The 25,547-nt window shown below is 63.9% G+C and carries 32 protein-coding genes; 15 read left to right on the top strand and 17 right to left on the bottom strand.

The window, feature by feature from the left end; translation table 11 throughout:
- Nucleotides 1-2: 2 nt before the first annotated feature.
- Genes dapF through dapA form a run of 5 tightly spaced genes read right to left on the bottom strand, consistent with a single transcriptional unit; the run spans nucleotide 3 to nucleotide 4,570 of the window.
- Nucleotides 3-839: a diaminopimelate epimerase gene (dapF, locus tag LJF34_RS08895; protein WP_231184613.1), complete on the bottom strand. Its 837-nt coding sequence runs from the start codon at nucleotides 837-839 to the stop codon at nucleotides 3-5.
- The gene (lysA, locus tag LJF34_RS08900) at nucleotides 836-2,086 is read right to left on the bottom strand and encodes a diaminopimelate decarboxylase (protein WP_231184614.1); all 1,251 of its coding nucleotides are present in this window, start codon (nucleotides 2,084-2,086) and stop codon (nucleotides 836-838) included. Before lysA ends, dapF begins: the two co-directional genes overlap by 4 nt.
- Entirely contained in the window at nucleotides 2,083-2,925 is an 843-nt protein-coding gene (locus tag LJF34_RS08905) for a 2,3,4,5-tetrahydropyridine-2,6-dicarboxylate N-succinyltransferase (protein WP_231184615.1), read from the bottom strand. Before LJF34_RS08905 ends, lysA begins: the two co-directional genes overlap by 4 nt.
- Nucleotides 2,922-3,683 (bottom strand): 4-hydroxy-tetrahydrodipicolinate reductase, encoded by a 762-nt coding sequence (dapB, locus tag LJF34_RS08910; RefSeq protein ID WP_231184616.1) that lies wholly within the window; start codon nucleotides 3,681-3,683, stop codon nucleotides 2,922-2,924. The genes LJF34_RS08905 and dapB overlap by 4 nt, the downstream gene beginning before the upstream one ends.
- On the bottom strand, nucleotides 3,680-4,570 hold the full coding sequence (dapA, locus tag LJF34_RS08915; RefSeq protein WP_231184617.1) for a 4-hydroxy-tetrahydrodipicolinate synthase: 891 nt from the start codon (nucleotides 4,568-4,570) through the stop codon (nucleotides 3,680-3,682). The genes dapB and dapA overlap by 4 nt, the downstream gene beginning before the upstream one ends.
- 357 nt (nucleotides 4,571-4,927) lie before the next feature.
- Here dapA and LJF34_RS08920 point away from each other — a divergent pair, with 357 nt between their 5' ends.
- The 3 genes from LJF34_RS08920 (at nucleotide 4,928) to LJF34_RS08930 (ending at nucleotide 6,522) form a co-directional block, all read left to right on the top strand.
- The gene (locus LJF34_RS08920; protein WP_231184618.1) at nucleotides 4,928-5,260 is read left to right on the top strand and encodes a hypothetical protein; all 333 of its coding nucleotides are present in this window, start codon (nucleotides 4,928-4,930) and stop codon (nucleotides 5,258-5,260) included.
- Nucleotides 5,261-5,333: 73 nt separating this feature from the next.
- The gene (locus tag LJF34_RS08925; protein ID WP_231184619.1) at nucleotides 5,334-5,975 is read left to right on the top strand and encodes a metallophosphoesterase; all 642 of its coding nucleotides are present in this window, start codon (nucleotides 5,334-5,336) and stop codon (nucleotides 5,973-5,975) included.
- A 49-nt stretch (nucleotides 5,976-6,024) separates the two neighbouring features.
- Nucleotides 6,025-6,522 carry an NYN domain-containing protein gene (locus LJF34_RS08930; RefSeq protein WP_231184620.1) on the top strand — a complete coding sequence of 166 codons (498 nt, stop codon included), beginning with the start codon at nucleotides 6,025-6,027 and terminating at the stop codon, nucleotides 6,520-6,522.
- On the opposite strand, the gene LJF34_RS08935 is transcribed toward LJF34_RS08930, so the two are convergent.
- On the bottom strand, nucleotides 6,519-6,695 hold the full coding sequence (locus tag LJF34_RS08935; RefSeq protein WP_231184621.1) for a hypothetical protein: 177 nt from the start codon (nucleotides 6,693-6,695) through the stop codon (nucleotides 6,519-6,521). The two genes, LJF34_RS08930 and LJF34_RS08935, sit on opposite strands and share 4 nt — an antisense overlap.
- A gap of 142 nt (nucleotides 6,696-6,837) precedes the next feature.
- On the opposite strand from LJF34_RS08935, the gene LJF34_RS08940 reads away from it, so the two are divergent.
- The 3 genes from LJF34_RS08940 to LJF34_RS08950 all read left to right on the top strand — a co-directional run bounded on the left by LJF34_RS08940 (nucleotide 6,838) and on the right by LJF34_RS08950 (nucleotide 8,514).
- Entirely contained in the window at nucleotides 6,838-7,308 is a 471-nt protein-coding gene (locus tag LJF34_RS08940; RefSeq protein ID WP_231184622.1) for a PUA domain-containing protein, read from the top strand.
- Nucleotides 7,309-7,399: 91 nt separating this feature from the next.
- Nucleotides 7,400-7,795: a nascent polypeptide-associated complex protein gene (locus LJF34_RS08945; RefSeq protein WP_231184623.1), complete on the top strand. Its 396-nt coding sequence runs from the start codon at nucleotides 7,400-7,402 to the stop codon at nucleotides 7,793-7,795.
- Complete coding sequence (locus tag LJF34_RS08950; protein WP_231184624.1) at nucleotides 7,792-8,514, top strand: methyltransferase domain-containing protein; 723 nt, start codon at nucleotides 7,792-7,794, stop codon at nucleotides 8,512-8,514. Before LJF34_RS08945 ends, LJF34_RS08950 begins: the two co-directional genes overlap by 4 nt.
- A 98-nt stretch (nucleotides 8,515-8,612) precedes the next feature.
- On the opposite strand, the gene LJF34_RS08955 is transcribed toward LJF34_RS08950, so the two are convergent.
- Together LJF34_RS08955 and LJF34_RS08960 are read right to left on the bottom strand one after the other, a co-directional pair.
- Nucleotides 8,613-9,212: a GNAT family N-acetyltransferase gene (locus LJF34_RS08955; RefSeq protein ID WP_231184625.1), complete on the bottom strand. Its 600-nt coding sequence runs from the start codon at nucleotides 9,210-9,212 to the stop codon at nucleotides 8,613-8,615.
- 264 nt (nucleotides 9,213-9,476) lie between these two features.
- On the bottom strand, nucleotides 9,477-9,938 hold the full coding sequence (locus LJF34_RS08960; RefSeq protein WP_231184626.1) for an MGMT family protein: 462 nt from the start codon (nucleotides 9,936-9,938) through the stop codon (nucleotides 9,477-9,479).
- Nucleotides 9,939-10,023: 85 nt separating this feature from the next.
- Between LJF34_RS08960 and trpC the strand changes: the two genes are divergently transcribed.
- Genes trpC through LJF34_RS08985 form a run of 5 tightly spaced genes read left to right on the top strand, consistent with a single transcriptional unit; the run spans nucleotide 10,024 to nucleotide 14,174 of the window.
- Nucleotides 10,024-10,779 carry an indole-3-glycerol phosphate synthase gene (gene trpC, locus LJF34_RS08965; RefSeq protein WP_231184627.1) on the top strand — a complete coding sequence of 252 codons (756 nt, stop codon included), beginning with the start codon at nucleotides 10,024-10,026 and terminating at the stop codon, nucleotides 10,777-10,779.
- A complete protein-coding gene (trpB, locus tag LJF34_RS08970) occupies nucleotides 10,776-12,119 on the top strand; it encodes a tryptophan synthase subunit beta (protein ID WP_231184628.1) in 1,344 nt (447 codons plus the stop codon). Before trpC ends, trpB begins: the two co-directional genes overlap by 4 nt.
- Entirely contained in the window at nucleotides 12,116-12,946 is an 831-nt protein-coding gene (gene trpA / locus LJF34_RS08975) for a tryptophan synthase subunit alpha (protein WP_231184629.1), read from the top strand. The genes trpB and trpA overlap by 4 nt, the downstream gene beginning before the upstream one ends.
- Nucleotides 12,947-12,967: 21 nt before the next feature.
- Entirely contained in the window at nucleotides 12,968-13,762 is a 795-nt protein-coding gene (locus LJF34_RS08980; RefSeq protein WP_231184630.1) for a 2-amino-3,7-dideoxy-D-threo-hept-6-ulosonate synthase, read from the top strand.
- A gap of 58 nt (nucleotides 13,763-13,820) precedes the next feature.
- Complete coding sequence (locus LJF34_RS08985; RefSeq protein ID WP_231184631.1) at nucleotides 13,821-14,174, top strand: hypothetical protein; 354 nt, start codon at nucleotides 13,821-13,823, stop codon at nucleotides 14,172-14,174.
- 23 nt (nucleotides 14,175-14,197) lie between these two features.
- On the opposite strand, the gene LJF34_RS08990 is transcribed toward LJF34_RS08985, so the two are convergent.
- On the bottom strand, nucleotides 14,198-14,869 hold the full coding sequence (locus LJF34_RS08990) for an HAD family hydrolase (protein WP_231184632.1): 672 nt from the start codon (nucleotides 14,867-14,869) through the stop codon (nucleotides 14,198-14,200).
- A gap of 3 nt (nucleotides 14,870-14,872) precedes the next feature.
- Nucleotides 14,873-14,998 carry a hypothetical protein gene (locus LJF34_RS28905; RefSeq protein ID WP_255665797.1) on the bottom strand — a complete coding sequence of 42 codons (126 nt, stop codon included), beginning with the start codon at nucleotides 14,996-14,998 and terminating at the stop codon, nucleotides 14,873-14,875.
- A 31-nt stretch (nucleotides 14,999-15,029) separates the two neighbouring features.
- Here LJF34_RS28905 and LJF34_RS08995 point away from each other — a divergent pair, with 31 nt between their 5' ends.
- Entirely contained in the window at nucleotides 15,030-16,199 is a 1,170-nt protein-coding gene (locus LJF34_RS08995) for a 3-dehydroquinate synthase II (RefSeq protein WP_231184633.1), read from the top strand.
- On the opposite strand, the gene LJF34_RS09000 is transcribed toward LJF34_RS08995, so the two are convergent.
- The 4 genes from LJF34_RS09000 to LJF34_RS09015 form a co-directional block, all read right to left on the bottom strand.
- Nucleotides 16,186-16,602 (bottom strand): zinc ribbon domain-containing protein, encoded by a 417-nt coding sequence (locus LJF34_RS09000; protein ID WP_231184634.1) that lies wholly within the window; start codon nucleotides 16,600-16,602, stop codon nucleotides 16,186-16,188. The two genes, LJF34_RS08995 and LJF34_RS09000, sit on opposite strands and share 14 nt — an antisense overlap.
- 183 nt (nucleotides 16,603-16,785) lie before the next feature.
- Nucleotides 16,786-17,460: a type I 3-dehydroquinate dehydratase gene (locus LJF34_RS09005; RefSeq protein ID WP_231184635.1), complete on the bottom strand. Its 675-nt coding sequence runs from the start codon at nucleotides 17,458-17,460 to the stop codon at nucleotides 16,786-16,788.
- Between the two features lie 29 nt (nucleotides 17,461-17,489).
- Nucleotides 17,490-18,518 (bottom strand): site-specific DNA-methyltransferase, encoded by a 1,029-nt coding sequence (locus LJF34_RS09010; RefSeq protein ID WP_231184636.1) that lies wholly within the window; start codon nucleotides 18,516-18,518, stop codon nucleotides 17,490-17,492.
- 55 nt (nucleotides 18,519-18,573) lie between these two features.
- Nucleotides 18,574-19,536 carry a transcription initiation factor IIB gene (locus LJF34_RS09015; protein WP_231184637.1) on the bottom strand — a complete coding sequence of 321 codons (963 nt, stop codon included), beginning with the start codon at nucleotides 19,534-19,536 and terminating at the stop codon, nucleotides 18,574-18,576.
- 251 nt (nucleotides 19,537-19,787) lie between these two features.
- On the opposite strand from LJF34_RS09015, the gene LJF34_RS09020 reads away from it, so the two are divergent.
- Together LJF34_RS09020 and yjjX are read left to right on the top strand one after the other, a co-directional pair.
- On the top strand, nucleotides 19,788-20,537 hold the full coding sequence (locus tag LJF34_RS09020) for a helical backbone metal receptor (RefSeq protein WP_231184638.1): 750 nt from the start codon (nucleotides 19,788-19,790) through the stop codon (nucleotides 20,535-20,537).
- A gap of 34 nt (nucleotides 20,538-20,571) precedes the next feature.
- Nucleotides 20,572-21,090 carry an inosine/xanthosine triphosphatase gene (yjjX, locus tag LJF34_RS09025; protein ID WP_231184639.1) on the top strand — a complete coding sequence of 173 codons (519 nt, stop codon included), beginning with the start codon at nucleotides 20,572-20,574 and terminating at the stop codon, nucleotides 21,088-21,090.
- A gap of 1 nt (nucleotide 21,091) precedes the next feature.
- Here the strand turns inward: yjjX and LJF34_RS09030 are convergent, their stop codons facing one another.
- Nucleotides 21,092-22,912: a flippase-like domain-containing protein gene (locus LJF34_RS09030; protein WP_231184640.1), complete on the bottom strand. Its 1,821-nt coding sequence runs from the start codon at nucleotides 22,910-22,912 to the stop codon at nucleotides 21,092-21,094.
- A 218-nt stretch (nucleotides 22,913-23,130) separates the two neighbouring features.
- Here LJF34_RS09030 and LJF34_RS09035 point away from each other — a divergent pair, with 218 nt between their 5' ends.
- The gene (locus LJF34_RS09035; protein ID WP_231184641.1) at nucleotides 23,131-23,370 is read left to right on the top strand and encodes a hypothetical protein; all 240 of its coding nucleotides are present in this window, start codon (nucleotides 23,131-23,133) and stop codon (nucleotides 23,368-23,370) included.
- Between the two features lie 119 nt (nucleotides 23,371-23,489).
- Here the strand turns inward: LJF34_RS09035 and LJF34_RS09040 are convergent, their stop codons facing one another.
- Together LJF34_RS09040 and LJF34_RS09045 are read right to left on the bottom strand one after the other, a co-directional pair.
- Nucleotides 23,490-24,104 (bottom strand): MarR family transcriptional regulator, encoded by a 615-nt coding sequence (locus LJF34_RS09040; RefSeq protein WP_231184642.1) that lies wholly within the window; start codon nucleotides 24,102-24,104, stop codon nucleotides 23,490-23,492.
- Nucleotides 24,105-24,340: 236 nt separating this feature from the next.
- Nucleotides 24,341-25,519, bottom strand: a complete 1,179-nt coding sequence (locus tag LJF34_RS09045; RefSeq protein WP_231184643.1) for an SPFH domain-containing protein — start codon at nucleotides 25,517-25,519, stop codon at nucleotides 24,341-24,343.
- Nucleotides 25,520-25,547 lie beyond the last annotated feature (28 nt).

Below are 25,547 nucleotides of genomic sequence, written 5' to 3' on the forward strand. Positions count from 1 at the left end.
TATCAGGCCTCTAAATCGAATCGACCGGCGTTCGAGACGCGAAGGTCGCCCCCGAACTCGCGTTCGACGGGACCGGTGAGCGTCGCGTTTCGGTCGCTGACCGTGACTTCGAGTTCGCCACCGGGTGGCGACACCGACACTCCGTCGCCGTCGACGAGTCCGAGTCGGCGTGCGGCAGCCGCGATAGCGACCGCGCCGGTTCCACACGAGCGGGTTTCGCCCTCGACACCGCGCTCGAACGTGCGTTGGTCGAACCCATCGTCGCGCGGCGAGGCGAAGGTGACGTTCGCCCCCTGCGGGAAGGCGTCCGCGTGACGAATCGGTGGCGCATCCCGTTCAAGATTCACCGCGTCCACGTCGTCCACGAACGCGACGGCGTGCGGGACGCCCGTGTTGACCGCCGTCACGTCGTAGTCGCCGACTCGGGATTCGATGAGCGGTTCATCGCCCGCGAGCGGAACGGCCTCCGGAGCGAACGCGGGCGCGCCCATCTCGATGGTCGCACCGTCGTCGTGTATCGCCGCGTGGCGGGTTCCGGCGAGCGTGTCGATCATCACTTCGTCCGCGTTCGCCCGCTCGGCGGCCCAAACGGCAGCACAGCGTGCGCCGTTTCCGCACATCTCCGCCGTGCTTCCGTCGGGTTGAACGAGGGTCATGATGATCCGCGGCGGTCGGAAATCGGGTTCGAGCGCCAGAAAGAGGACGCCGTCCGCGCCGATTCCGTCCGCTCTGTCACAGACCCCTCGTGCGAACCGCGATCGGTGGGGAACACACGCGTCCGCGTCCACGATGACGAAATCGTTCCCGGTGCCGTGGTACTTCTCGAACGAGAGGTTCATTCCCACGGCACCTCCTCGGTCGCGGTGACGTCGGCGAGCGTTTCGCGTCGATGGGCGACGCCGGTTCGGTCGCCGTCCACCGCCACGACCGCCGGACGCGGCCGCGAGTTGTACTGACTCGCCATCTCGTAGCCGTATGCCCCCGCGTTGCCAATGGTGAGGAGGTCGCCACGGGTCGGAGCGGCGAGCACGTGGGTCCCGAAGGTGTCCGAACTCTCGCAGATGGGTCCGGCGACGGTCGCTTCGACGGTAGAACCGTCCCCGTCTCCGGCGACGGTCCTGATGTGGTGATGGGAGTCGTAGAGCGCGGGGCGAGCGAGCGTCGTCATCCCGGCATCGACCCCGACGAGAACCGTCTCCGGCGTGTCCTTCACCGTGTTCACACGGGTCAGAAGGACCCCGGCATCCGCGACGAGATAGCGACCCGGTTCCACGACGAGCGTGGCCTCGATATCGCCGAGCGCGTCCCGGGTTGCATCCGCGACCGATTCGAGGTCGAGCGGTGGGTCGTCGGGGTGGTACGGGACGCCGAATCCGCCGCCAACGTCCACGAATTCGAGGTCGAGATCGATGGTCCGGGCCAGTTCGCCCATGCGCGAGACGAGTTCGCGGTGGTTCCCGAGGTCATCACCCGAGATGCCGCTGCCCGCGTGGGCGTGGATTCCAACGACGTCGAACTCGTCCGCGGCCGATTCGAGCAGCGATGCGGCCCGGTCGTAGGGGACGCCGAACTTCGCGTCCGCGCCGGTTCGCACCTTCTCGTGGTGGCCCGCACCCACGCCGGGGTTGACGCGGAGGCAGAGACGGCCGTCGTAGCCGCGTTCGGCCAGCCGTTCGATGGTGTCCGCCGCACCGGTCGTAACCGTCAGTTCCGGATTGTGCGCGGCGAGTTCGACGACCCTATCGAGGTCGGTTCCGGGCGGGTTAACGGCGGTGTAGTGGACACGTTCGCCCTCGAATCCGGCGGCGAAAGCCCGCTCCGTCTCGCCAGCGGACGCGCACTCGATGCTCGCACCCTCGGCTTCGAGGGTTTCGAGGACCGCCCGCGACGTGTTCGCCTTCGCGGCGAAGTGCACGTCCGCGTCCGGGAACGCGGCGGCGAGTCGGGCGTAGTTCTCCCGAACCCGTTCGAGGTCGACGACGTACAGCGGCGTATCGTAGTCGTCGGCGAGTTCGGCGAGCCGAGCGTCCGACCAGTCAGACAGCCGCCGCACCGGCGGATTGCCGTCCGAAACGGTTGCGCTCATCGCAACGCCTCCTCGCGTTCGACCTGTTCGAGCGTGTCGTCCTCCACGTCGAGGGCGACGACGGCGGGCTTGTACGCACCGCCGTCGAACAGGTCATGGTCCCCGAGGCTCGACTCCACGAACCGGGTGAACGCGCGGCGATTCGGCGGTAGGTGGCCGTACAGTATCTCCTCGTCCACGAGGTCGTAGACGGGGATTCGAGGCGTGAGGAGCGTGTTCTCGGCGACGATGCTCCCTTCGCCGACGACGAACCCGGACGTGACGCGACAGCCAGCGCCGAGGCTCACGTCGTCCTCGACGATGACGGGCGTTCCCTCGACGGGTTCGAGGACGCCGCCGATGAGGACGTTCGCGCCGATTTTGACGTTCGCACCGATTTGCGCACACGAGCCGACGGTATCACACGAGTCCACGAGCGTTCCGTCGCCGATGGAGACGCCGATGTTGACGAAACTCGGACTCATCAGGATACAGCTCGATCCGACGTGTGCGCCACGTCGAAGGACCGTTCCGTCGGGCGTGTTGCGGGTTCCCCTGCCGGGAAGGTCGTCCGTCCGGCGGAGCGGCAGCACGTCGTGGTAGGTGACGTCGCCGTACTCCCGGCCCTCGATGTTCCGCAGGCCGAAGTTCAGTAAAATACCCTGCTTCACCCACTCGTTCGCTTCCCAACTCCCGTCGCGCTTTTCGGCGGCGCGAACCTCGCCCGCCTCCAACGCGTCGAGGAAGGTTTCGAGGAGTTCGTGTTCGGTCGGTCCGGCACTGTCCGCGTTTACCTCGCCGGAGTCGTATCGTTGCCACAGTTCCCGTACGTCGCTTCGTATGTCACTTTCACGTCTCATTCGCTGATCACCTCGCTGAACTCGTACCGTCCCGGTTGCCGTCCGGCCACCCATGCCGCCGCGTCGAGAGCACCGTCGGCGAACACTCCCCTGTCGGCCGCCCGATGGGAGAGTCGAAGGTCCTCGTGGTCGTTCGCCAGCAGGACCTCGTGTTCGCCCGCGATACCGCCCGCACGACGGGCGTGGACGCCGACTTCACCGGATTGCCGCGGCGCGTCACCGTCGCGTCCGTGAACGCGCTCGTCGGGCCCGCCCGCCGCCGCGATTCGGTCGAGAATCGTCTTCGCGGTCCCGCTCGGCGCGTCTCGCTTGCCGTTGTGGTGCGTTTCCATCAGTTCCACGTCGTAGCCGGGAAGGTCGGACACGGCACCTTCGACGGCTCGGAGGAGTGCTTGGATTCCGCGGGAGAAGTTGCTCGCTACGAGGACGGGGACCGATTCGCTCGCTTCGCGGAGGGCGGCCTCGTCGTCGTCCGTGAATCCGGTCGTGCCGACGACGCAAGCGACGCCTGCGTCCGCACACGCGGCGACGAACTCCCGACTCGCGTCGGGGGTCGAAAAGTCAACGAGGACGTCCGGTTCGTGCTGAGCGAGGACGGTTTCGAGTTCGTCCATCGGTTCGAGCGGAACGCCGTCGATATCTCCCGACGGGTCGCGACTGACGCCCGCGACGACGTCCACGTCATTTCGTCCGGCGGTCGCTTCGATGACGGCCCCGCCCATCCGCCCTGTGACGCCGCCGACGAGGACCCGCGTCACGCGCGCCCCTCCAGTTCGTCGAGTACTGCCGCGAGTTCATCGCGGTGTTCGTCGGAGAGTTCCGATAGCGGCAGTCGGAGGCCGCCCGGTCCGTAGCCGCGGTGTTCCATCGCCGCCTTCACCGGAATCGGGTTCGTCTCCACGAACAGCGTGCGGAACAGCGGCCCGAGTTCGAACTGGAGTTCCTGTGCTCTGGCGTAGTCACCGGAAAGTGCCGAGTCGACCAGTTCGCAGGTCCGCTCCGGTTCGACGTTCGCGGAGACGCTGATGGTTCCCGCCGCGCCGATGGAGAGCATGGGGAGCGTCAACGCGTCGTCGCCCGACAACACGGCGAACGCCTCGTTCTGGGTCCGTTCGATGATTTCGCTTATCTGTCCGAGGTCGCCGCTGGCGGCCTTGTATCCGAGAATGTTGTCGTGTTCGGCGAGGGAAACGGTCGTCTCCACGTCGACGTTGATTCCCGTTCGGGACGGGACGTTGTAGACGATTTGGGGGAGGTCGACGGCGTCGGCGATGGCGCGATAGTGTGCTTCCATCCCCGCCGGTTCCGGCTTGTTGTAGTACGGCGAGATGAGAAGGAGGGCGTCCGCGCCGGCGTCCGCGGACCGTCGCGCGAGGTCGAGGGCCTCGCGGGTCGCGTTGCTTCCCGCGCCTGCAATGACGGGGATATCGACGGCGTCCACGACGGTTTCGACGACTTCGACGTGTTCGTCGTGGCTCAGGGTCGCGCTCTCGCCGGTCGAACCGACGGGGACGAGGCCGTCGACCCCGGCGCGTTCGAGGCGTTGGGCGTCGCTACGGAGGAGTTCGTGATCTATGCTGTCGCCCGCAAAGGGCGTGGTCATCGCGGGGTAGACCCCGCGGAACGGTGTATCTGTGTCTGTCATCGGTTTGTGTCGGAAATCGGTTGTCGCGCGCTGCAAAACGAGAATGGCTCGAAACGGGGGTGCCACGCCCGCCGCGAACCTCACGCCGCACGTTTTGTCCGTTTTCCGACTGTGCTGTCGCTCGGTCGCCGATACGCGAACACGGCGTGCGCCACAGCACGAGGCATGTTCCATTTGCTGTTACGTGGTGACTTATGCCTTACGCCGACGGCAGAGTCTGTCGCCGGAGTTCTTGTCTCATCTGACTCGTCGCTCGAAACTGGTCGAAGTCGCGAGGAAATCGGTTGAAAGTGGCCGATCGATGAAAACCAAGCGACCGTACAGAAAATATTTACCGCTAAATGAAGGAGATTCAGTATGAACTGGTCCCTCATCGCACGGTGTAGCCTCCGATACGCGCTCGTCTACGGGGGACTTACGGTAGGTGCCGTGTTCGCCCTCACCGATTCGGAACTCGCGTTCATCTACTTGCTCGGGGTCGGACTCATCGTGCTCCTGATCGCGGTCGGCGGAACCGGAGCGATTCGGGTCGGAACGACCACGGCGACCGCGGACTCGATGGGGTTACGGAGCACCATCGCGGACCCCGAAGACCTCCGAGTAACCCAGTTGCAGAGCGACGTCAAGGTGCTCTTTTACGGCGTCGGTCTCCTCGTCTGCACCATCGCGGCGCTCGTACTGATCGGGTAGGAAGGGCCTGTGTGCTCTTGCCACACAGGACGATCCGGCGGTCTTATCATACCTCCATACATATTTTCGGAAAATGCTCGTCCTCGGAGACGCCCACGCCGACGACCACGACAACCGGCGCGCACTCTTCGCGGCGTACCGCGAGGCGGACCCAGACGTGACTCTGCAGTTGGGAGACCTGATGTTCTACGACCTGCCCGCCCCGACGTGGTTTATCGGCGGGAACAACGAGAATTTCGACACCGTGGAGGCGCTACGAAACGGACTGGTTTCGAACTCGCACGTCAGAAACGCACACCTGCTCGCGAGTACCGCCGTCGAACTCGACGGCCTTCGAATCGCCGGTCTGTCGGGGAACTTCGCGCCGACGCAGTACGACCGACCGCGCGCCAACCTCGTCGGCGACCGCCGCCGTCACTTCACCCACGAGGACATCGAACGGGCGATGGAGCTCGGTTCCGTCGACGTGTTGCTGACTCACGAGGCACCCCACGGCCTGCCCGTCGCCGAGGAGTACGATGTCGGCTGCTCGTACGTCGACGACCTGCTTTCCGCCCTCTCCCCCGACCTCTGTCTCATCGGCCACCACCACCAGCACGCGGAGACGACCATCGGCGACACGAAGGTCGTCAGCGTGGCACCGACGTGGGAACGGTACTACGTTCTCGACCCGGAAACGCTTGCCCTCACGTGGCACGAAACGCCCACATCGTGACAGTATCGGACAGGCAACTTCTTTATGCCAGTAGTTATCACACTAACCTATGACGGAGATCCATCCGGGTCAGCGTGTCACGGTCTTAGCCGACGCGCAAAACCTCTATCATACTGCTCAAAGCGTCTATAGTCGGAATATTGACTACTCCTCTCTTCTCTCGAAGGCAACCCAAGACCGGGAGTTGACGCGCGCTATCGCCTACGTCATTCAAGCCGATAGCCCCGACGAGGACAGGTTTTTCGACGCGTTGAGCGACATCGGGTTCGAGGCGAAGATAAAGGCCATCAAGACGTTCGGCGACGGGTCGAAGAAGGCCGATTGGGACGTCGGCATCTGTCTCGATGCGATCACACTCGCGCCGAAAGTCGATACGGTCGTTCTCTGCACCGGCGACGGCGACTTCGCACAACTGGCGACGCATCTCCGTCACGAGGGGGTGCGCGTGGAAGTGATGGGGTTCCAAGAATCGACCGCCGAAGAACTCGTCACCGCCGCCGACAGTTTCATCGACCTCAGCGAACGGACCGAAACGTTCCTCCTTTAGACCGGACGGCCGCCTTCGGCCGTTCCGTACATCAGTGCGCCCGCCGCGAGGGCGATAGTGGCGATTCCGGCGAGAGCGTTCCCCACGAAGGTGCCGATCATCGAGATGACGCCGAAGATCATGACGCTCCCGACGATGAGAAGCGCGATCCCCAGCAGTTCTTTCGTGTTCATACGCCGTCTTCGGACTCCCTCCTAATAAATCGCTCTCAAATCGATAGCCAGGCCCATGGTAATGCGAATCAATGTCATGCTAAAGCGAGGCACGAAATCGGATGTCGAAGGCCTTTCACCCACCCGCGCCGAATCCGGGGCAATGACCGAAGACGAGGATTTGCCCGCGCTCCGTATCACCGCGGATTACCAGTTCGGCGCGGGCGCCGGTACCGCGCTGTTCCCGCCCGAGGAGGACCTCGAAGTTCGCCACTCGTCGTCCGGGCGACCACAACAGGTACACGCAGACGGACGACGACTCGTCACCTACGCCACCGACGGCCGGTTCACGCTCGGACTCGCGGGGGGAAGTCGTATCGCCGACGCCCTCGAATCGCCCGCTGGCCGCGTTATCGTCGGCGACGAGAGCGAACCGTTCGTCCGGGACGGCAAGAACGTCTTCGCCAAGTTCGTCGGCGACGTGGACCCGGACGTTCGCGCCGGTGACGAGGTGTTGGTGACCCACGAGAACGGCGACCTCCTCGCTGTGGGCCGGGCCGAACTCGACGCCGACGCCATGTCCGATTTCGACACCGGGATGGCCGTGAAGGTGCGCGACAGCGCGGGCGAGTGAGACGCAAGCGGGAAGGACCGTCCGGATGACGACGGCGAATGAGCCAACCGTTTGCGTCACGTTTTTGCCTGTTCGCTCCGACGGTTCGGGTATGTTTGGAGGAGGCGGCGGTGGGCTCGACCCACGCAAGATGCAGCAGATGATGAAGCAGATGGGTATCGACGTGGACGACATCGACGCCGAGGAAGTCGTCATCCGCACGGCGGACGGCGAAGAACTCGTCTTTAGCGACCCCGACGTGACCCGAATGGACGCGCGCGGCCAGCACACATATCAGATCGTCGGCGACGCCGAAACGCGCGAAGCGTCCGGTTCGTCCGGATCGGCTGGCGCGGTCGAATCCGGGTCGGCTGACGGTGCCGATGAGATTCCGGACTCCGACGTCGAAATCGTCGTCCAGCAGTCGGGCGCGACGGAAGACGAGGCCCGCGAGGCGCTGGAAGCGGAGAACGGCGACCTCGCGGCGGCGGTAAACCGACTGAAGTGACGGTTTTACTCGTTCACGGCGACCGCGAGTACCTCCGCGACCCCGGCGAGGAACTCCAGACCGATCTCGGCGTTCTCACCGTTCCCAAGGACGTCCAGCCCGGCGACGTTCTCGCCACCCACTTGGACGAGGAGTTCACGGTGCGGCGACTCCGCGGTCCCGACCTGTTCCATCATTTCGACCGAACCGGCGCGCCGATGCTCCCGCGAGATATCGGCCTCGTCGTCGGCGAAACTGGCGTCGCGGCGGGCGACAAGGTGTTGGACGCAGGAACGGGGACCGGCGTCCTCGCGGCGTATCTCGGCCGTATCGGCGCCGAAGTCGTCACCTACGAACGAAAGGAGGACTTCGCCGAAGTAGCCCGCGACAACATCGAGATGGCCGACGTGGCCGATTCGGTCGAGGTCCGAACGGGCGACATAACCGACGAACTCGACGACCTCGGGGAGTTCGACGTCCTCACCCTCGACACGCCGGACGCGGCGGACGTCGTCGCACATGTGCGGGATCTGCTCGCGAACGGCGGGTCGCTCGGCGTCTACGCACCGTTCGTGGAGAGCGCCCGCGACGTCGAAGCGGCCGCCCGCGAAGCGAATCTGGACGACGTTCGGACGATGGAGACCATCCAGCGCGAGATGGACTTCGACGAGCGCGGAACGCGCCCGTCCACGAGTCCCGTCGGCCACACCGGCTATCTCACCTTCGCGCGGAAGTCGTAGCGCGAAACGGCGATTTGCTATCGCTTCTTTCTTTCGACACCCCGAAGAGCGTTCGCTGTTCGGGACTGCTCGTAACGGCCGATGAAAACGGCGGGCAGTCAGTGTCTGCCGGTGTCGTACTTGTACGTCGCTTCGTCGGGGTCGATGCCGAACTCCTCGGCCATCTCCTCGGCGTCGTCCTCGTCCGATGGCTCGACGTCTTGCGGTCCCGCGTCCTTGAACCGCTCGCGGAGGCGGTCTGGCATGCGAAAGGAGGAGACGGAGAGGACCATCGGTATGGCGTCGGGTTCGATTTCTTCCCGTTTCGCTTCGAGTCGGTCGTGGAGTTTCGGGGGCAGTTCGTCCGTTTCGATGGGTTCGAACCCGAACTGGGCGAGGTAGTCGGGCACGCCGACGAGGGCGTACACCTCCTCGAAGTCGTCGTCGCTCGCCTTGTCGATGAGGCGTTCGACGACGTGCGCGCCGACGCCCTGCCCCCGCCACCGTTCGACGACGCCGATGCTCGTCAGTTCACAGATTTCGGGGGCATCGTCCGGCTTGTGGATTCGAATCCGCCCGAATCCGGCTTTTTCGCCCGAGGTTTCGTCCACGACGACGACGTAATCCCGGGACCGAAAGGCGGTATCGTCGAGTCCCATCGCCTCGATACTGTCGAGCAACCAAACCTCCTCGCGGTTTTTGGCATCCCGGACGTACATGCTGTGGAATACGTTCGCTACCGACAAAAAGTCACCCGTGGTCCGAAGATTGATGCGGTTTGCTGGCGAATGACAAATATTCGATGGGTTGGTCGAAACTCACCGACCGGTGGGATGTCGCTCTGGTCGTCGCGGTCGCCGCGGTGCAACTGTGCTCGTCGGGTACAGTTTGCTCGCCGCGAATCCGGTCTCGGGGACGGAATCGACAAAATTCTGGAAGGCGCAGGGATATTGCTGTACGCGGCCCAACTGCGAACGACGCGTTCAGAGCCCCTCCAGCGAGCGTAGTTTCTGTTCGACGTCCGGCGGCGCGGCACTCGGCCCGTCGCGAACGCGATGGTCGGGGACCAAAACGGGGGCGGGGTTCGCGTCGAGCGCCGTCCGAACGAGTTCCAAGTCGGCCTCCTCGGAGTGGTCGATTCCGGAACTCATCCGGGCGATGGTTTCGACGTTCACCTGCTCGCCGTAGGGGACGCTTCGGACGGATTCGAGCACGTTCCGTTGGTCCGTCGGGAGCGTGAGCGCGACCTGTACGTCCGAAAAGTCGTCCTCGACGCCCTCCAGATACGCCATGATTCGGTCGAGGACGGCGTGGTCCTCCAGTGCGTCGTCGTCCGCCTCGCGTGGAAACGCCACGCGCAACACGCGCCCGCTGGCGACGCCGATCTGCACGGCGCGCTCCAGGTACGGGGATTGCTGTGCGTAGATTCCGGCAGTCTCGTCCATAGCCACGGAAACGAACCTCATGACCTTCAAGATTCGTCCCGCGGACGCAAACCTTATGTACAAACTAGTCCGTTGATGTACTACAATGAACGTAGATGGTGCGCTCGCACCCGCGGTCGAGTCCATCCTCCGGGCCGCACGGGAACGAACGCCCGAGACGACGGGGCGTGTGTCCGTGGACGCACGCTCGTTTCCGGACGCGCTCGCGGACGCGGAGGAAAACGGACGGATGCCGCTGATCGCGGAAGTAAAACCCACCAGTCCCACGACGGACGGTAAACGAACCGACGACCCGGTCGAACTGGCCGAAACGATGGTCGAGAACGGGGCGACCGCACTCTCGGTCCTCACCGAACCCGAGCATTTCGGCGGCAGTCCGGAGAACCTCCGGCGGATCCGGGAGGCCGTCGACGTCCCGGTTCTCCGGAAGGACTTCATCGTCCGGGAGGAGCAACTGGACGTGGTCGCCGCGGACCTCGTGCTTCTCATCGTTCGCTTCGTGGACGACTTGGAGGGACTGTTGGCCGCCGCCCGCGACCGCGGTTTTCAGGTCCTCGTCGAAGTCCACGACGGGGACGAACTGACGGACGCGCTCGATGCGGGCGCGACCATCATCGGCGTGAACAACCGCGACCTCGCGCGATTGGAGGTCGATTTGGGAACGTTCGAATCGGTCGCACCCGTGGTCCCCGCGGACACGACGCTCGTCGCGGAGAGCGGTATCGCGACGACGGCCGACGTCGAACGAATGCGCGATGCCGGGGCGGACGCCCTGCTGGTCGGAAGCGCCATCATGGACGGCGACGTCGGCGACAACACGCGGAGGTTGGTGAACGCATGAGCGAAACGAACGGGATAAACGAGACGAAGTTCGGCGAGTACGGCGGCCAGTACGTCCCCGAGGTGCTGATGCCCGCAATCGAGGAACTCCAGTCGGCCTACGAACGCTACGTCCTCGACAACGAGGACGGCTTCATGGACGAGTTCCGCCGCCACCTTCGCGATTTCGGCGGCCGACCGACGCCGCTCCAGCACGCCGACGCGCTGAGCGAGCGGTACGACCGCGACATCTACCTGAAACGCGAGGACCTGCTCCACGGCGGCGCGCACAAATTGAACAACGCACTCGGACAGGTATTGCTGGCGAAGTACATGGGAAAGGATCGAATCGTCGCCGAGACCGGTGCCGGCCAGCACGGCACCGCGACCGCGATGGCCGCCTCGTACCTCGATATCGACTGCGAGGTGTTCATGGGCCGCACCGACATCAACCGCCAGCGCCCGAACGTCTTCCGAATGCGGACCCACGACGCCGAGGTGAATCCCGTCGACGTGGGGTCGGGAACGCTGAAGGAGGCCATCAACGAGACCATGCGCGACTGGGCGACGAACGTGGAGGACACCCACTACGTCATCGGAAGCGTCGTCGGGCCGCATCCGTTCCCGAAGATGGTCCGCGACTTTCAGTCGGTCATCAGCGAGGAAGCCCGTGAGCAGATTCGAGAGCAGGCCGGTCGACTCCCGGACAGCGTCGTCGCCTGTGCGGGCGGCGGGTCGAACACCATGGGCGCGTTCCACAACTTCGTAGACGACGCGGAACCACGTTCCGCGAACAGGTCGAGCGGGCACGGCCCGCGAGACGACGAAGGCGTTTCCCTGTTCGCCGTCGAAGCGGGAGGCTCCGGCCTGACCATCGACGAGGACGAGGGCGTCGCCCCGCACTCGGCCTCGCTGGGAACGGGCCGAGACGGCGTGCTTCACGGTGCGCGGACGAGACTCCTCCAGAGCCGTGACGGCCAAATCCTCGAATCCCATAGCGTGAGCGCGGGACTCGACTACTCCGGCGTCGGTCCGGAACTGGCCCACCTCGTCGAAACGGGGCGGGTGACGCCGGTCAGCGTCGGCGACGACGCGGCGCTCGAAGCCTTCCACCGACTCTCGAAACTGGAGGGAATCATCCCCGCACTGGAGTCGAGTCACGCGGTTGCCTATCTGGAACGTGCGGCGCAACGCTCCGCGGACGGTTCGAGCGGGCATGGCACGCGAGACGAAGCCGACGACCTCGGCGACCTCGTTATCGTCAACGTCTCCGGACGCGGCGACAAGGACCTCGATACGGTCATCGAGGAGAGCGCGAAACGCGGTATCGACGCGGCACCCAGTATGGAGGTCTTCGAATGAATTCCTCCGCTTCGGACCTCGAATCGGCCTTTTCCGACGGCCCGGCCCTGATTCCGTACGTCGTGGCTGGCGACCCGGGTATCGAAGAAACGAAGGAGTACGTCCGGGCGCTCGTTCGCGGCGGCGCGGACGTGGTGGAACTCGGCCTGCCGTTCTCGGAACCCATCGCGGACGGCCCGACGATTCAGAACGGCATCCAACGCGCGCTTTCCGGCGGAATGACGCCGGACGACTACCTCGAACTCGTGTCGGATGTGGACGCGGACGTGCCTATCGTCTGCATGACCTACTACAACCTCATCTATCAGTATGGGGGCGAGGAGGGGGTCGAAGACTTCGTTTCCGCCGCCGCGGACGCCGGTCTTTCTGGGCTCATCGTCCCCGACCTGCCGGTCGAGGAGAGCGGTCCGCTCCGCTTGGCGTGTGACGAATACGGACTCGATCTCGTGTTCATCGTCGCGCCGACGACGACGGACGCGCGCAAACGGCGCATCTCCGAACAGGCGTCGGGATTCGTTTACGTGCAGGCCCGGATGGGAACGACGGGCGCACAGGCGGACGTGAGCGGCGATACGCACGACAGTCTGGAACGATTGGCCGGAAGCGATTTGCCCAAAGCCGTCGGCTTTGGTGTGAGCGAAGGCGAACACGCGAGGGAAATCGTCTCGGCGGGCGCGGACGGCGTCGTCGTCGGAAGCGCGCTCGTGGACATCGTCGCGTCCGGGGAGAACGTCGCGGAACGCCTCGAAGCCAAAGCCGCGGAACTCAAATCCGGGGCACGTGAAGGGGAACAAGAGATACCGGAACCGGAACGGACTTCAAACTAGCTTGCTACAGAGTCACATACAATGAACACAGGAATCACAGCGCGCCTCGACCGAATCGGGTCCGACGGGCGCTACATCATCGTCCCGATGGACCACGGCATTACATTGGGCGCGGTAAAAGGACTGAAGGACATCGAATCGACCATCGACGCGGTAACGCGGGGGGGTGCCGACGCCGTTCTCACGCAGAAGGGAATCGCACCGCGCGTGCATCCGAACAAGAACGACGCGGGGTACATCGTCCACCTGAACGCCTCCACGACCATCGGCCCGGATTCGAACGACAAACGCATGACCGGGACGGTACAGGAGGCAATCGCGGCGGGTGCCGACGCCGTCTCGCTCCACATCAACGTCGGCAGCACGTACGAACCGAAACAGATCACCGACCTCGCGGAGGTCTGTGACACTGCGAGCAAGTTCGGGGTTCCCGTCCTCGCCATGTCCTACGCCCGCGGACCGGGTATCGACGAGCACGACGCCGAAAGCCTCGGGCACGCCGTTCGACTCGCCGAGGAACTCGGAGCGGACGTGGTGAAGACGGCCTACAGCGGCGACGCCGCGAGTTTCGAGCACGTCGTGGAGTCGACGCGACTCCCCGTCGTCATCGCGGGCGGCGCACCCGAGGGCGACAAGGCGACCCTCGATGCGGTTCGCGGCGCGATGGACGCGGGCGGCGCGGGCGTCTCCATCGGACGGTCCGTCTTCCAGCACGACGACCCGGAGGCAATCGCCAGAGCGGTTGCGGGCGTCGTCCACGACGACCTGTCCGCCGACGATGCGCTCGATCAGGCGGGGTTGTCGGTCGAAATATAGCCCGACTGTTTTGTTCAGCCACATAAAATTATTTACTGAGGGGACGTATCTCTCGGACATGAATACCGTCGCCGAAACCAACGGATTCGCGTTCGGCATCGTCGTCGCGAGCCTCCTCCTGTTTCTCGCGTACGTCCTGCTCGGAACGCCATTCCTTGCCATCCCACCGATTCTCCTCCTGCTCGGGTGGTGTGTCGTCCGCTACGCCCCGGAGGATCAACGCGTACGGTTCGCGTTCCTCGCGGCGATAAGCGTGGGTCTCGCAGGGGCCATCGTTCCCACGCTCGTCTTCGAATCCGACTGGACGCGATCGCTCGACAGCAGTATACTGTTGGTCGCGGCACTCACCGGGTCGCTCGCCGTCCTCTGGGCCAGCGTGGAGACGACGAACCGACTGACGCCGACGGCCTAACTCGTTCTTCGCACCCTTCTTCGTTAGAGGAGACTCGGAAATTCCGCGAGCGACGAAAGCGTGTACGTCGGTTCGGGTGCGGAGTCGGTGACTCGCTCCTCGTTCGGCACCCAGACGGAGTCGATACCGAGGGCGTTCGCACCGGCGACGTCCGCCCGTAACGAGTCGCCGACGTGAAGCGCATCGTCGGGCGTCGCGCCGAGTTCGGTCAGCGCCTTCTCGAACGGTGCCGCGTCGGGTTTCGGCGGGACGCCGTTTCTCGGGTCCACGAAGACGAGCGTATCGAACGTATCGGCGATACCCAACGCGTCGAGTTTGGTACTCTGTGTCGTCTCGTCTCCGTTCGTCACGAGTCCGAGACTCGTCCCGTTGGCGGCCTCCAACGCCGCCTCGGCACCCGGGCGGAACGAAACCGCCGAGTGGTCGAGACACGCCTCGTACGCCGTGGCGAGGTCCGAGGCGTGATGTTCCTCGACGCCCGCGTCTCGCGCCGCGGCGGCGAAACAAAACTCGTAGAACTCGTGGGGCGTTTCCGCTGTCGGAATCCCGTCCACCGCGGCGATGATGTCGTCCAGCGTGCAGTACTGCTCGACCGGAACCCGGTCGAACGCATCCGCGATGAGAGCCTCCTCGTTCTGGTCGGAGACGCAGAGCGTGGAGTCGAGGTCGAAGAGAACCGCATCGAAATCGGTCATTCGCTAGTGGTATTCGAGCGCGACCGAAAAAGGTGCCGCGTTCGTCGGCGCGAGGTACGCGAGCGGAATCCGCCGACGAGCGGGGTACTTCGTCGACGGGGAGTACAGAGAAGTTGCGGATTCCGCCACGTTCAAGCCGTGGGCCTACGAGCGATTCAGCATGACACGCTCCGTATGGTTGAAGGCCGACTCCACGGTCGGCGACTGGGACACCCGACGCAAACGAATCACGGCCGGTTTGGAAGCCGGTGTGGACTGGATTTTGGTGGACGACGGCGACGTAGAGCGCGTCCGAGAACTCGGCGAGGTGAACGTCGCGGCGTTTCGCTCCGAGGGGGACGTCCACGTCTTCGACGCCGAAGAGAACGAGAGCGGATGTGCCGACGCCCGAATCGTCGGCAAAAACGGGGAAGGGGACGGGACGGTGGACCTCCCGTCCGACTTCTCCGGGTCCGCCGACCTCTCGACACTTCGCCGGGAAGACGAGGCCGAGGGTGCCTACGTTCGCATCCTCAGCGAGGAGTACGAAGCGTTCGCCGAGGCGGCGGCGGACGACGCGGAGTACACCATCGTCGTCGGCGAGGATTGGACCATCATCCCGCTCGAAAACCTCATCGCACGGATCGGCGAGGAGACGGACCTCGTGGCGGGCGTGACGAACGCGGAGGAGGCACGAACCGCGTTCGAGACGCTGGAACTCGGCGCGGACGCCGTCCTGCTGGACAGCGACGATCCGGACGAAATCCGCTCTACCGTGGAGGTTCGTGACGCCGCAGAACGCGAAACGCTGGACTTGGAGTGGGGCGAAGTCCTCACCATCGAACAGACCGGCAGCGCGGATCGCGTGTGCGTCGATACCGGGTCGCTGATGGAACACGACGAGGGCATGCTCGTCGGGTCGATGTCGCGCGGCCTCTTTTTCGTCCACGCCGAGACGGCGGAGTCCCCGTACGTCGCGTCACGACCCTTCCGGGTGAACGCAGGGGCGGTCCACGCCTACGTTCGTACCCCCGACGGCGGGACGAAATATCTCGCGGAACTCCAGAGCGGCGACGAGGTGCAGGTGGTCGATACCGACGGCAAGACGCAAGAAGCCGTCGTCGGTCGGGTGAAAATCGAGAAACGGCCCATGTTTCGCCTCGAAGTCGAGACGGCCGACGGGGACCGCGTGGAGACGCTTTTGCAGAACGCCGAAACCATCAAAGTCGCCACGCCGGACGGACGAAAAGCGGTGACGGACATCGAAGTCGGCGACGAGGTGAAACTGTTCCTCGAAGGCGGCGCGCGGCACTTCGGCGAGAGCGTCGAAGAGAGTATTATTGAGCAGTAGCGTCGGTTTCGAGCGACGACGTACACCACTGACAGAAGTCGAGGTCGTCGTCCACCTTTCTCCCGCAGTGTGGACAGCGTATCGTCCCCTCGGCGGCGTCTTGGACGGCGCGGTTGTTTCGAACCCCGGACCAGTAGGCGTCGAGGATGTTACACAGCGAGACGAACAGAACGGGGAGGGTCTGTTCCCAGTGGAGGTTTTGGCTCGCCTGCACGTAGCCGGACCATCCGCTGCTCTCGACCGCCTGAACGACTTCCGGCGGGATGAACAGGTAGGCGGTCAGGAACGCGAATCCGAACCAGAGAAACGCGCGAAGCCACTCCCGAAGGTAGACATGGCCCGCTCCGGGATAGATGAGCGCGCACAGGGCCGCGAACCACGGGCGTTTTTTCTTCCGTGTCACTAGTCGTTGATAGCTGGTGGAACGTGTTAAACCCTTCCGATACGGTGTTTTACCGGACGAACGCCGTGAGCGAACCGTAAATCGACGGCAAACGGTCGGTATCGAGAACGGTTCGGGACGAAAATCCGGAAACGACCGCTTCGAACGGATTCGATCCAGCAGCATCCGACCGAATGGGTGAAACTACTCGCCGCGAAGCTCGCCGATAAGCCGCGAGAGCGTGGCGACGTCGTACTGACCCGGTGCGGTCGCGTCGGCGGGGTCGAGCGGCGCGTAGCCGATTTTCGACCCGTACAGCGGAGCGATGGCACGCGAGTGACGGCCGACTTCGCCCATGGCCATCGTCGCGACGGTTTTCCCGCGCTCCGTGAGACGGTTCGTGACGCGGAACAGGTCGAGGACGTCGGATTCGGACTGGGCGGTGACGGCGAGTTTGCCCACGTCGGCGTGGTCCGTGCAGTTTTCGAGGAGTTCGCGCATCCGCTGTTGTGACGGGGTTTCCTCGAAGTCGTGAACCGAAGCGACGACGAGTACATCGTTGTCGCGGGCGTGGTCGGCGAGTTCCCCGCCGGGCGCGGTGAACAGCGTCTCCAATTCGAGATCGATTGCGCCCACCGCCGGATGGTCGACCGCTTCGCGGAGGGCGTCGAGTCGCTCGTCGCCGGTCGCTTCGCCACCTTCCCACTCGGCGCGGTTCGTGGCGAGAATGGGAAGTTCCCCGTCGTAGGACGCGAGCGTCGAAAGCGGGTCGTCGGCGAGGTCCATGCGGAATTCGACGATATCGGCGTGCTCACGGGCGCGGGGTTCGTCGGCGAGGTCGGCCGTACTCACCGCGAGCGAAAAGGAATCGAAGTCCATACGCCGACTTCGACCCGGCGAATAAAAGGCTACTCGGAATGGGGCTCGTGAGTGGCGAAAAAGTGCGCCCCGTCGCGCGTCACGTCTGTCACGTCGTAGAATAGTATATCGCGCTCTTGAGACGTCTTGACCGGGAAATCGTAGTTCGTGGCGTCGTATTTGAGCGCACCGTCGTACCCTTCGACGAACTCCCGGTGGTCGTCCAGTCGCCGACCGACGACGGTTCGGGAGAGTTCCGGTGCGGCCTCGACGCGCTCCGCGAACAGTTCGGCGAAGTCGGCTTCCAGTTCGTAGCCCACGGAATCGCGACCGGCAATCATCGCGGCGAGCGACGTGGTTCCGGTACCCCAAAACGGGTCCAGAACGGTGTCACCGTGGACGGAAAACATCGAGATGAGGCGGTACGGCAGTTCGAGGGGAAACGCCGCCGAGCGCTCGCGGAGGTCGCCGTGGTCGAGGAGTTGTTCCTCGCCGCGAACGTTCGTCCAGAGGTCGGAGAACCACTGGTTTCGCTCCTCCCAGAAGTACGCCGACTCGTAGCGATGGTCGACGCCGGGTTCGAACCCGCGAGTGTCGCCGTTTCGGAAGACGAGGAGGTACTCGTGTTCGAGGGCGGCGTAGGCGTTCGGCGGCAGCATTCCCGATCCCATGAACTTCGTCAGGCGATTCGAGGGCTTTCGCCAGAGGATGTCGGGAAGCGGATTCAGACCGCGGTCGCGGAGGTGACGGAGTACGCGGGCGTGGTTCGGAAACGATTGAAACGTGCCGTCCACCTTGCGGGTCGCGTCGCCGACGTTTATCACCGCAATGCCGCCGGGTTTCAGGACGCGGACGAGTTCGGCCCACACGGCGTCGAGTTCGTCGTGCATCAACTCGAACGCCGTGTCGCCGTCGCCCGCCGCCAGCGCCGACCCGATTTCGGGGTTCGACTCGGCGAACAGGTCGTCCCACATCTCTATCATCGGATACGGAGGCGACGTGACGACGAGGTCTATCGAATCGTCGGGAAGCGAACTGTCGCGCGCGTCACCGACGTGAATCTCGTGCTCGGTTTCCATTGCGGTAGCTTTCTGAAGCTATCGGCGCAACATAAAAACCTCTTTTCAAACTCGTTTACAGCGCGACGGTTCCTTCCTCGGCTTCGAGGAGTTCGTGGTACCGATTGCGAATCGTGACCTCGCTGATGTCGGCCACGTCGCTGACTTCCGCCTGCGTCGTCTTCTCGTTGGTCAGGAGCGCGGCGGCGTAGACGGCGGCCGCGGCGAGTCCGACCGGCGACTTGCCGCTGTGGACGCCCAGTTCTTTCGCGTTTCGGAGGAGTTCGCGAGCGCGGTGTTCCGCCTCGTCGGAGAGTTCGAGGCCGGACGCGAAGCGCGGGACGTAGCTCTCGGGGTCGGCGGGTTTGACTTCGAGGCTGAGTTCGCGGACGACGTAGCGATAGGTGCGCGCGACTTCGCTTTTATCGACGCGGCTGACCTCGGTGATTTCGTCCAGACTGCGCGGGACGCCGGCCTGCCGCGCGGCAGCGTACACACAGGACGTCGAGACACCCTCGATGGAGCGCCCCGGTAGCAGGTCCTCGTTCAGCGCGCGGCGGTAGATGACGCTGGCCATCTCGCGGACGTTGTCCGGCAGGCCGAGCGCGCTCGCCATGCGGTCGATTTCGCCCAGCGCCTGCTTGAGGTTGCGCTCCTTGCTGTCGCGGGTGCGGAAGCGCTCGTTCCACTTGCGGAGTCGCTGCATCTTCTCGCGCTGACGGGAACCGAGCGAGTTGCCGTAGGCGTCCTTGTTCCGCCAGTCGATGTTGGTCGACAGCCCCTTGTCGTGCATCGTGTTCGTCGTCGGGGCGCCGACGCGGGACTTCTCGTTCTTCTCCTTCGCGTCGAACGCGCGCCATTCCGGACCGCGGTCCACGTTGTCCACCTCGACGACGAGGCCGCAGTCCTCACAGATGGTTTCGCCGTGGCCGGAGTCGGCGATGAGCTTACCGCTGCATTCGGGGCAGGTTTGACCCTTCTGTCCGCTTTTCTCTACTTCCTTCTCTTCGCTTCTCGTTCGGATAGTCGTGTTTTGCATGTGCAATACCTCCTCTGAGGGAGAGCGTCGGCTACCGGGCAGGTGAATCCTGAAAAACCCGGGTGCCGCTAGTCTTAACACGTCGTTAGGACGAAAGGTACTTAAACGATTCGTTTTTGAGACGCGATGAGTTCGTGAAACACTCACACACGGCGTGAAATAGCCGTCCAGCGTCAACCGATCGAAATATTTAAGAGTGGATTTCGACACGGTAACGAAACGTTAACCGGGTTCGGATCGAACCGCGACCAATGGCAACGAACCGGGTCGTCTCCCTCGCACCCAGCGCGACCGAAATCTGCCGTGAACTCGATGCTATCGACCGACTCGTCGGCGTCACCCATCATTGCCCGCTCGACGTTCCCGCGGTCGGCGGCTGGCTGAACCCGGATTTCGATGCGGTCGAAGAGTGTGACCCGGACCTCGTTCTCACGACCGACTCGTTGCAGGCGGACCTGCGCGACGAACTCCGTGACCGCGGCAATCGCGTCGTCCACGTCGAACCGGAAACGCTCCCGGAGGTCGTCAAATCGTTCGCCGCGGTCGGACGCGCGGTCGGAAAGGCGGACGACGGGGACGAACTCGCGTCACGCGCTCGAAGCCGAATCGAGCGCGTTCGACGACGTGTCGAGGGACGACCCGAACCGGTCGTCTACTGCGAGGAGTGGTCCTCCCCGCCGACGGCCGCCGGAAACTGGGTCCCCGACGCGGTTCGCGCCGCGGGTGGCGAGTACCCGTTCCTCCCGGCAGGCGAACGGTCCCGCGAAGTAGCGGCGGAAACCGTCGAGGAGGCCGAACCGGAACACGTCTTTCTCCACGTCTGCGGCCGGGGCGAGCGAAGCGACCCCGACGCCGTCCTCCGTCGCGACTGGGACGTTCCCGCCATCGAAACCGGTTCCGTCCACGTCCTCGACGACTCCCTGCTGAACCAGCCGAGTCCGCGACTCCTCGACGGCATCGAGGCGATGGCGCGAACGCTCCATCCGGACGCGTTCGAGTAGCAACCCCCAAGTCGGAACGGAAGAGAGGGCCACCATGCACGTGGGCGTTGGCAGCGGAAATCCGGTGAAGGTAGCCGCGGTGAAGTCCGCCCTCGACGGGCGGTTCGATGCGCGAGTCGAGTCCGTGGACGTCGAATCGGGCGTCGCGGAACAGCCGTTCGGCGAACCGGAGACGATAGCGGGCGCGGAAAACCGCGCTCGACGCGTCGTGGAGTCGGGGAACGGCTACGAACTCGGCGTCGGACTGGAAGGCGGCGTCGCCGAAGTGCCCGGAACCGACGGGCTCTATCTAATCATGTGGGCCGCCGTGACCGACGGCGAGACGACCGGCCGCGGTGCGGGACCGCGGCTCCGTCTCCCCGAATCCGTCACCCGCAGAATCCGGGACGGCGAGGAGCTAGGGCCGGTGATGGACGACGTCCTCGGGGAGGACGACGTGGCCAAAAAGCAGGGCGCGGCGGGCGCGCTCACGGACGGAATCATCGACCGACAGGAAGCGTTGGAAAGTGCAGTCGCCGGGGCGCTCGCCCCGTTCGTCACCGATTTTTACTAGTCTAGTCGTCGAGCGAGGCGGGTTCCTCGACGGACACGTCGCGTCCCTCCTCGACCGCTTGGGTGAGCGAGACGTTGAGCGAGAACATCGAACCGACGCCGCCGACGAGCGTGACGATGTTCTTCACCGCGTGGTCGAGGATGGCCGCACCGAGGGCCACTTCCCACGAAATCGGCGTCAGACCCGCGACGAAGACCGTGAACGCGGCCTCGTACAGTCCGACACCGCCGGGCGAGAGCGGGAGGACCTTGGCGAGGTTCCCGACGCTCACCGCGAAGAACCCGATAGCGACCAACGTGATCGGGTCGAGCGACACCGACGGGAACGCCACTAGGACGAGGATGGCCGTCAGCACGTCGAGCGACCAGATGGCGAGGCTACTCGCGCCGACGCGGGCGAAGGCCGCCCGGTCGCTTGCCACCGTCTGGACGTCACCGGTGAACCGCTCCACGATACCCGCGACGTGGTTCGCGTACGAATCCGAACTGATCTTCGTCATGAGCGAGCGGACGAGGTTGCTGTCGGAGCGTGCGCTGGCGACGATGACGCCGACCGCTGCGATGGCAGCGACACCGACGCCTGCCGCGACGTAGACCGCGGTTCGTGCGGCCTCGGCGTGTTTTGCCCCCGTAATGGCCTGTACGATGTCCGCCGCCTGTCCCGTCACGGTCAACCCGATGAGGACGACACCCGCGAGGACGGTTATGGTGAGCAGATCGAAGACGCGCTCGACCGCGAGCGACGCGAATCCGGACGGGTACGGGATGTTGCGTCGGGCCTTCATCACGTAGGCACGTACACCATCGCCGAGTCGTGCGGGGAACACGAGGTTCCCGGTCTGGCTGATGAATATCGCGCCCGTGAGGAACCCGACGCTCTCCGTGAAGCCGAGTTCTTCGAGGATGTTCTTGTACCGGGCACCGCGAAGCGGCCACGAGAAGACGTAAATCACGGCCGCGGCACCGACGAGCGCGAGGTTCGCGCTCTCCATCTGGTTGAGGACCTTCCCGAGCGGGAGGTACTTGCCCATGAGCATGACGGCGATGATCGTCAGCAGGATTCCGACGGAGATGGATACGCCGCGCGTGATACGCGGTTCGACGGAGAACTCCCACCAACAGCGACCGATTTGGCTTCCCATCCCGAACACGTCCCGAACGAGGTCCACCTTCGTGTCCCCCTTCGGCGTCCAGTCCACGGAGAACTCCTTGATTTTGTACCCCTTCCGCTGTGCGCGGACGAGGACTTCCGTGTCCCAGAACCAGTGGTTGTCCTCGACGCCTTCGAGCACGTCGAACAGGGCGGATCGGTCGAACGCCTTGAACCCACACTGGTGATCCCGCAGGTCGGACTGAAGGAACAGTCGTGTCAGCCCGTTGAATCCGCGGCTGGCAACGTCACGTTTCGCCGGTCGGTTGGCGACGTTTTCCGGCATCCAGCGCGAACCGGTGGCGAAGTCGTAGTCGCCGGAGCGAACGCTCTCGACCAACTCCTCCAGATGGTTCATATCCGTCGCCAAATCCGTATCGAAGTAGACCAGCGTCTCCCCGTTCGCGGACTCGAACGCCCGATTCAATGCTCCCCCACGCCCCAACCGTTCATCGCTGTGAAAGTGACGGACGCGACTGTCACGTTCTGACATTCTGTCTGCGATTTCCGGCGTTCGGTCATCACAGCCGTCTTCGGCAACGATCACTTCGAAACTATCCGGAGGGAGGAACGATTCCAATGTGTCGAGAGTCGTCTCGACGGTGTTCTCGATTGTCGCCTCCTCGTTGTACGACGGGAGGACGACACTCACCTCTACAGGACCACCGCTCATTATGAAACTTTCTCACCCTCGCACCGTAAGTAGCTTCTGGGCCACGTCTGTCACGATTTGACGGACACGTCTTCGTACAACCCGGCGTTAACCAACCGTACCAACCACCCCCACGGGAGGTATTATTTTCACACAATCAGCGATCGAAAACACACGACGGAGCGATGTTAACCGCTCGTACCAAACCCACTAAGGTCGTATCCTCCCACTGTAGAGGTATGAGCACCACCACTGCTGGCACGACTACGCTTACTGACAAACAACAGCGTATCCTCCACTACCTTCGTGAAAACGGGGCGACAAAAACCTACTTCAAATCCCGACTCATCGGGGACGAACTCGGCCTCACCGCGAAGGAAGTCGGTACGAACATGACCGCCATCGCGGACGGGAACTTCGACGTCGAAGTCGAAAAGTGGGGATACTCCTCCTCCACGACGTGGAAAGTCAGCGCATAGGAACGCCGCGTCGTTCCAGTCGGGGTCGTCGGTTCGGCTACTGTCGTCTATTTTCACCCTTCGGAAACGAATCTGATTCAAACAGACATGTCGAGAACGGGGGAGGGAAACGACCGATTTCAGGGGTCGAACGATATCAGATTCGCCGCCTCGGCCGCGAACGTTTCGGCGTTCGCATCGAACGAGTCGGCGTATCGAACCAATAAAGTGATGAGCGTTTCCGGGTGGCGGACGGCGTAGCCGTCTTCACGCGAGAGGAGCCCCTTTTCGTCCAAGTCGGCGGCGTACTTGCTCACCGTGGGCCGGGAAACGTCGAGTGCGGTCGCGAGGTCGCCGCCGGTCGCGTCGGGGTTGCGAAGCAGTTCTATCATCATTCCCCGCGGCGTGTCGCGTCGGAGGTAGCTCAAGGCCACCTGTTCGAAGGCGGAGAACTGTCCCGAAGGGAAGAACCGCCGGTAGTCGCCGTCCCGGTGGCTCTCGACCACGCCGAGTTCGACGAGTTGTCGCAAGTGGTGTTGGGTCTCGCCGGTTCCGAGTTGGAGGTCGTCCCGTACCTTCGAAAAGTGAGCGCCCGGTGTCGTCGTGACGTAGCCCGCGATCGCATCGCGGGCCTCGCTTCGCTCGCCGCTGTGGTTTCCGTCAGCGAGCTTCGTCAATGGCGTCGCTGCTCCCAAAACCGCGAAGCGGCGGAGCGTTGCGCGCTTATTTTCATCGACGTTACCGGGCTGAACCATCTACACACCGTACAACTGGGGAACGTAAAACAGCTTCGCTTGGTAGACAGTTACAATCGAGTGATACCGAGAGGGGAGAGCGGTACAATAGGTCTCGAAGTATCAGTAAACAACTCATCCCCGGGTTTCGGGAGTTTCCTCTGGGTTCGAAAAACAACCGCGAAACGCCGCGACCGATTACGACGAAAAACGGTACGACTCTCCGCCAATCCGGCCGGAAAAGCAGGGGAGGGCAGCTATTCGACTTCGGTTTCCAGTTCGTCCTCCGACTCGGACGATTCGTCCTGCGTGGACTCCATTTCGGCGTCCATCTCCGATATCACTTCGTCCGCGCTCTTGATGTTCGCCTTGTCCTCGCCCTCCTTGATGGCCTGTGCTTCCTTTTCCATCGCTTCGACGTCCATCTCCGCTTCCTCGTCGATCTGACCGAGGATTTCGTCGATGTCGTCGAGTCCGAGGAGTTCGCGGGTCTCGGAATCGAAGTCGAGGCTCTCCAAGTCCTGCTTGTCGTCGATGGCGACGTCGCTGCCGGTGAGGTGTTTGCCGTAGCGGCCGACGAGCGAGGAGAGTTCCTGCGGCAGGACGAACGTCGTGGACTCGCCCTCACCGATGGCTTGGAGCGTTTCCATGCCCTTCTCGATGACGGCGCGTTCGCCCATCGACTCGGCGGACTTCGCGCGCAGCACGGTCGAAACGGCGTCACCCTGCGCTTCGAGGATCTGGCTCTGCTTTTCACCTTGCGCGCGGATGATGTTCGACTGCTTGTCACCCTCCGCCTTCTCGATTGCACTGCGGCGTTCACCTTGTGCTTCGAGAATCATGGCACGGCGTTTCCGCTCCGCGCTCGTCTGTTGCTCCATCGCCTGCTGAACGTCCTTGGACGGGTTGACCTCGCGGACCTCGACGCTCTCGACGCGAATACCCCACTCGTCCGTGGGTTCGTCGAGTTCGCGGCGGATCTTCGCGTTGATCTCCTGTCGCTTGTTGAGCGTGTCGTCGAGTTCCATGTCACCGAGGACGGCACGGAGCGTCGTCTGCGCGAGGTTCGAGACGGCGCGTTTGTAATCCTCGACTTCGAGGAACGCCTTCTTCGCGTCCATCACCTTGATGTAGACCACGGCGTCGGCGGTCACGGGCGAGTTGTCGCGCGTGATGGCTTCCTGTCGCGGCACGTCGAGCGTCTGTGTCCGCATATCGAAACGGTACGTCTTGCTGACGAACGGCGGCACGAAGTTGATACCCGGTTCGAGGAGTTTGCGGTACTCGCCGAACACGGTCAGCGCGCGCTTTTCGGTCGCCTGCACGATCTCCACCGCCTGCCAGATGACCACGACGGCCAGCATCAGCAACACCAGTGCGACTATCATGAACCCATCCGTGGCGGGTACGCTTTGTAGGGGGATTCCAGGCAGCATTACGTCCGGATGTTGGGATAGATACTTG

Origin of the sequence: Haladaptatus sp. DYF46 (assembly GCF_021083305.1) — an archaeon.
Classification (GTDB): Archaea; Halobacteriota; Halobacteria; order Halobacteriales; family Haladaptataceae; genus Haladaptatus.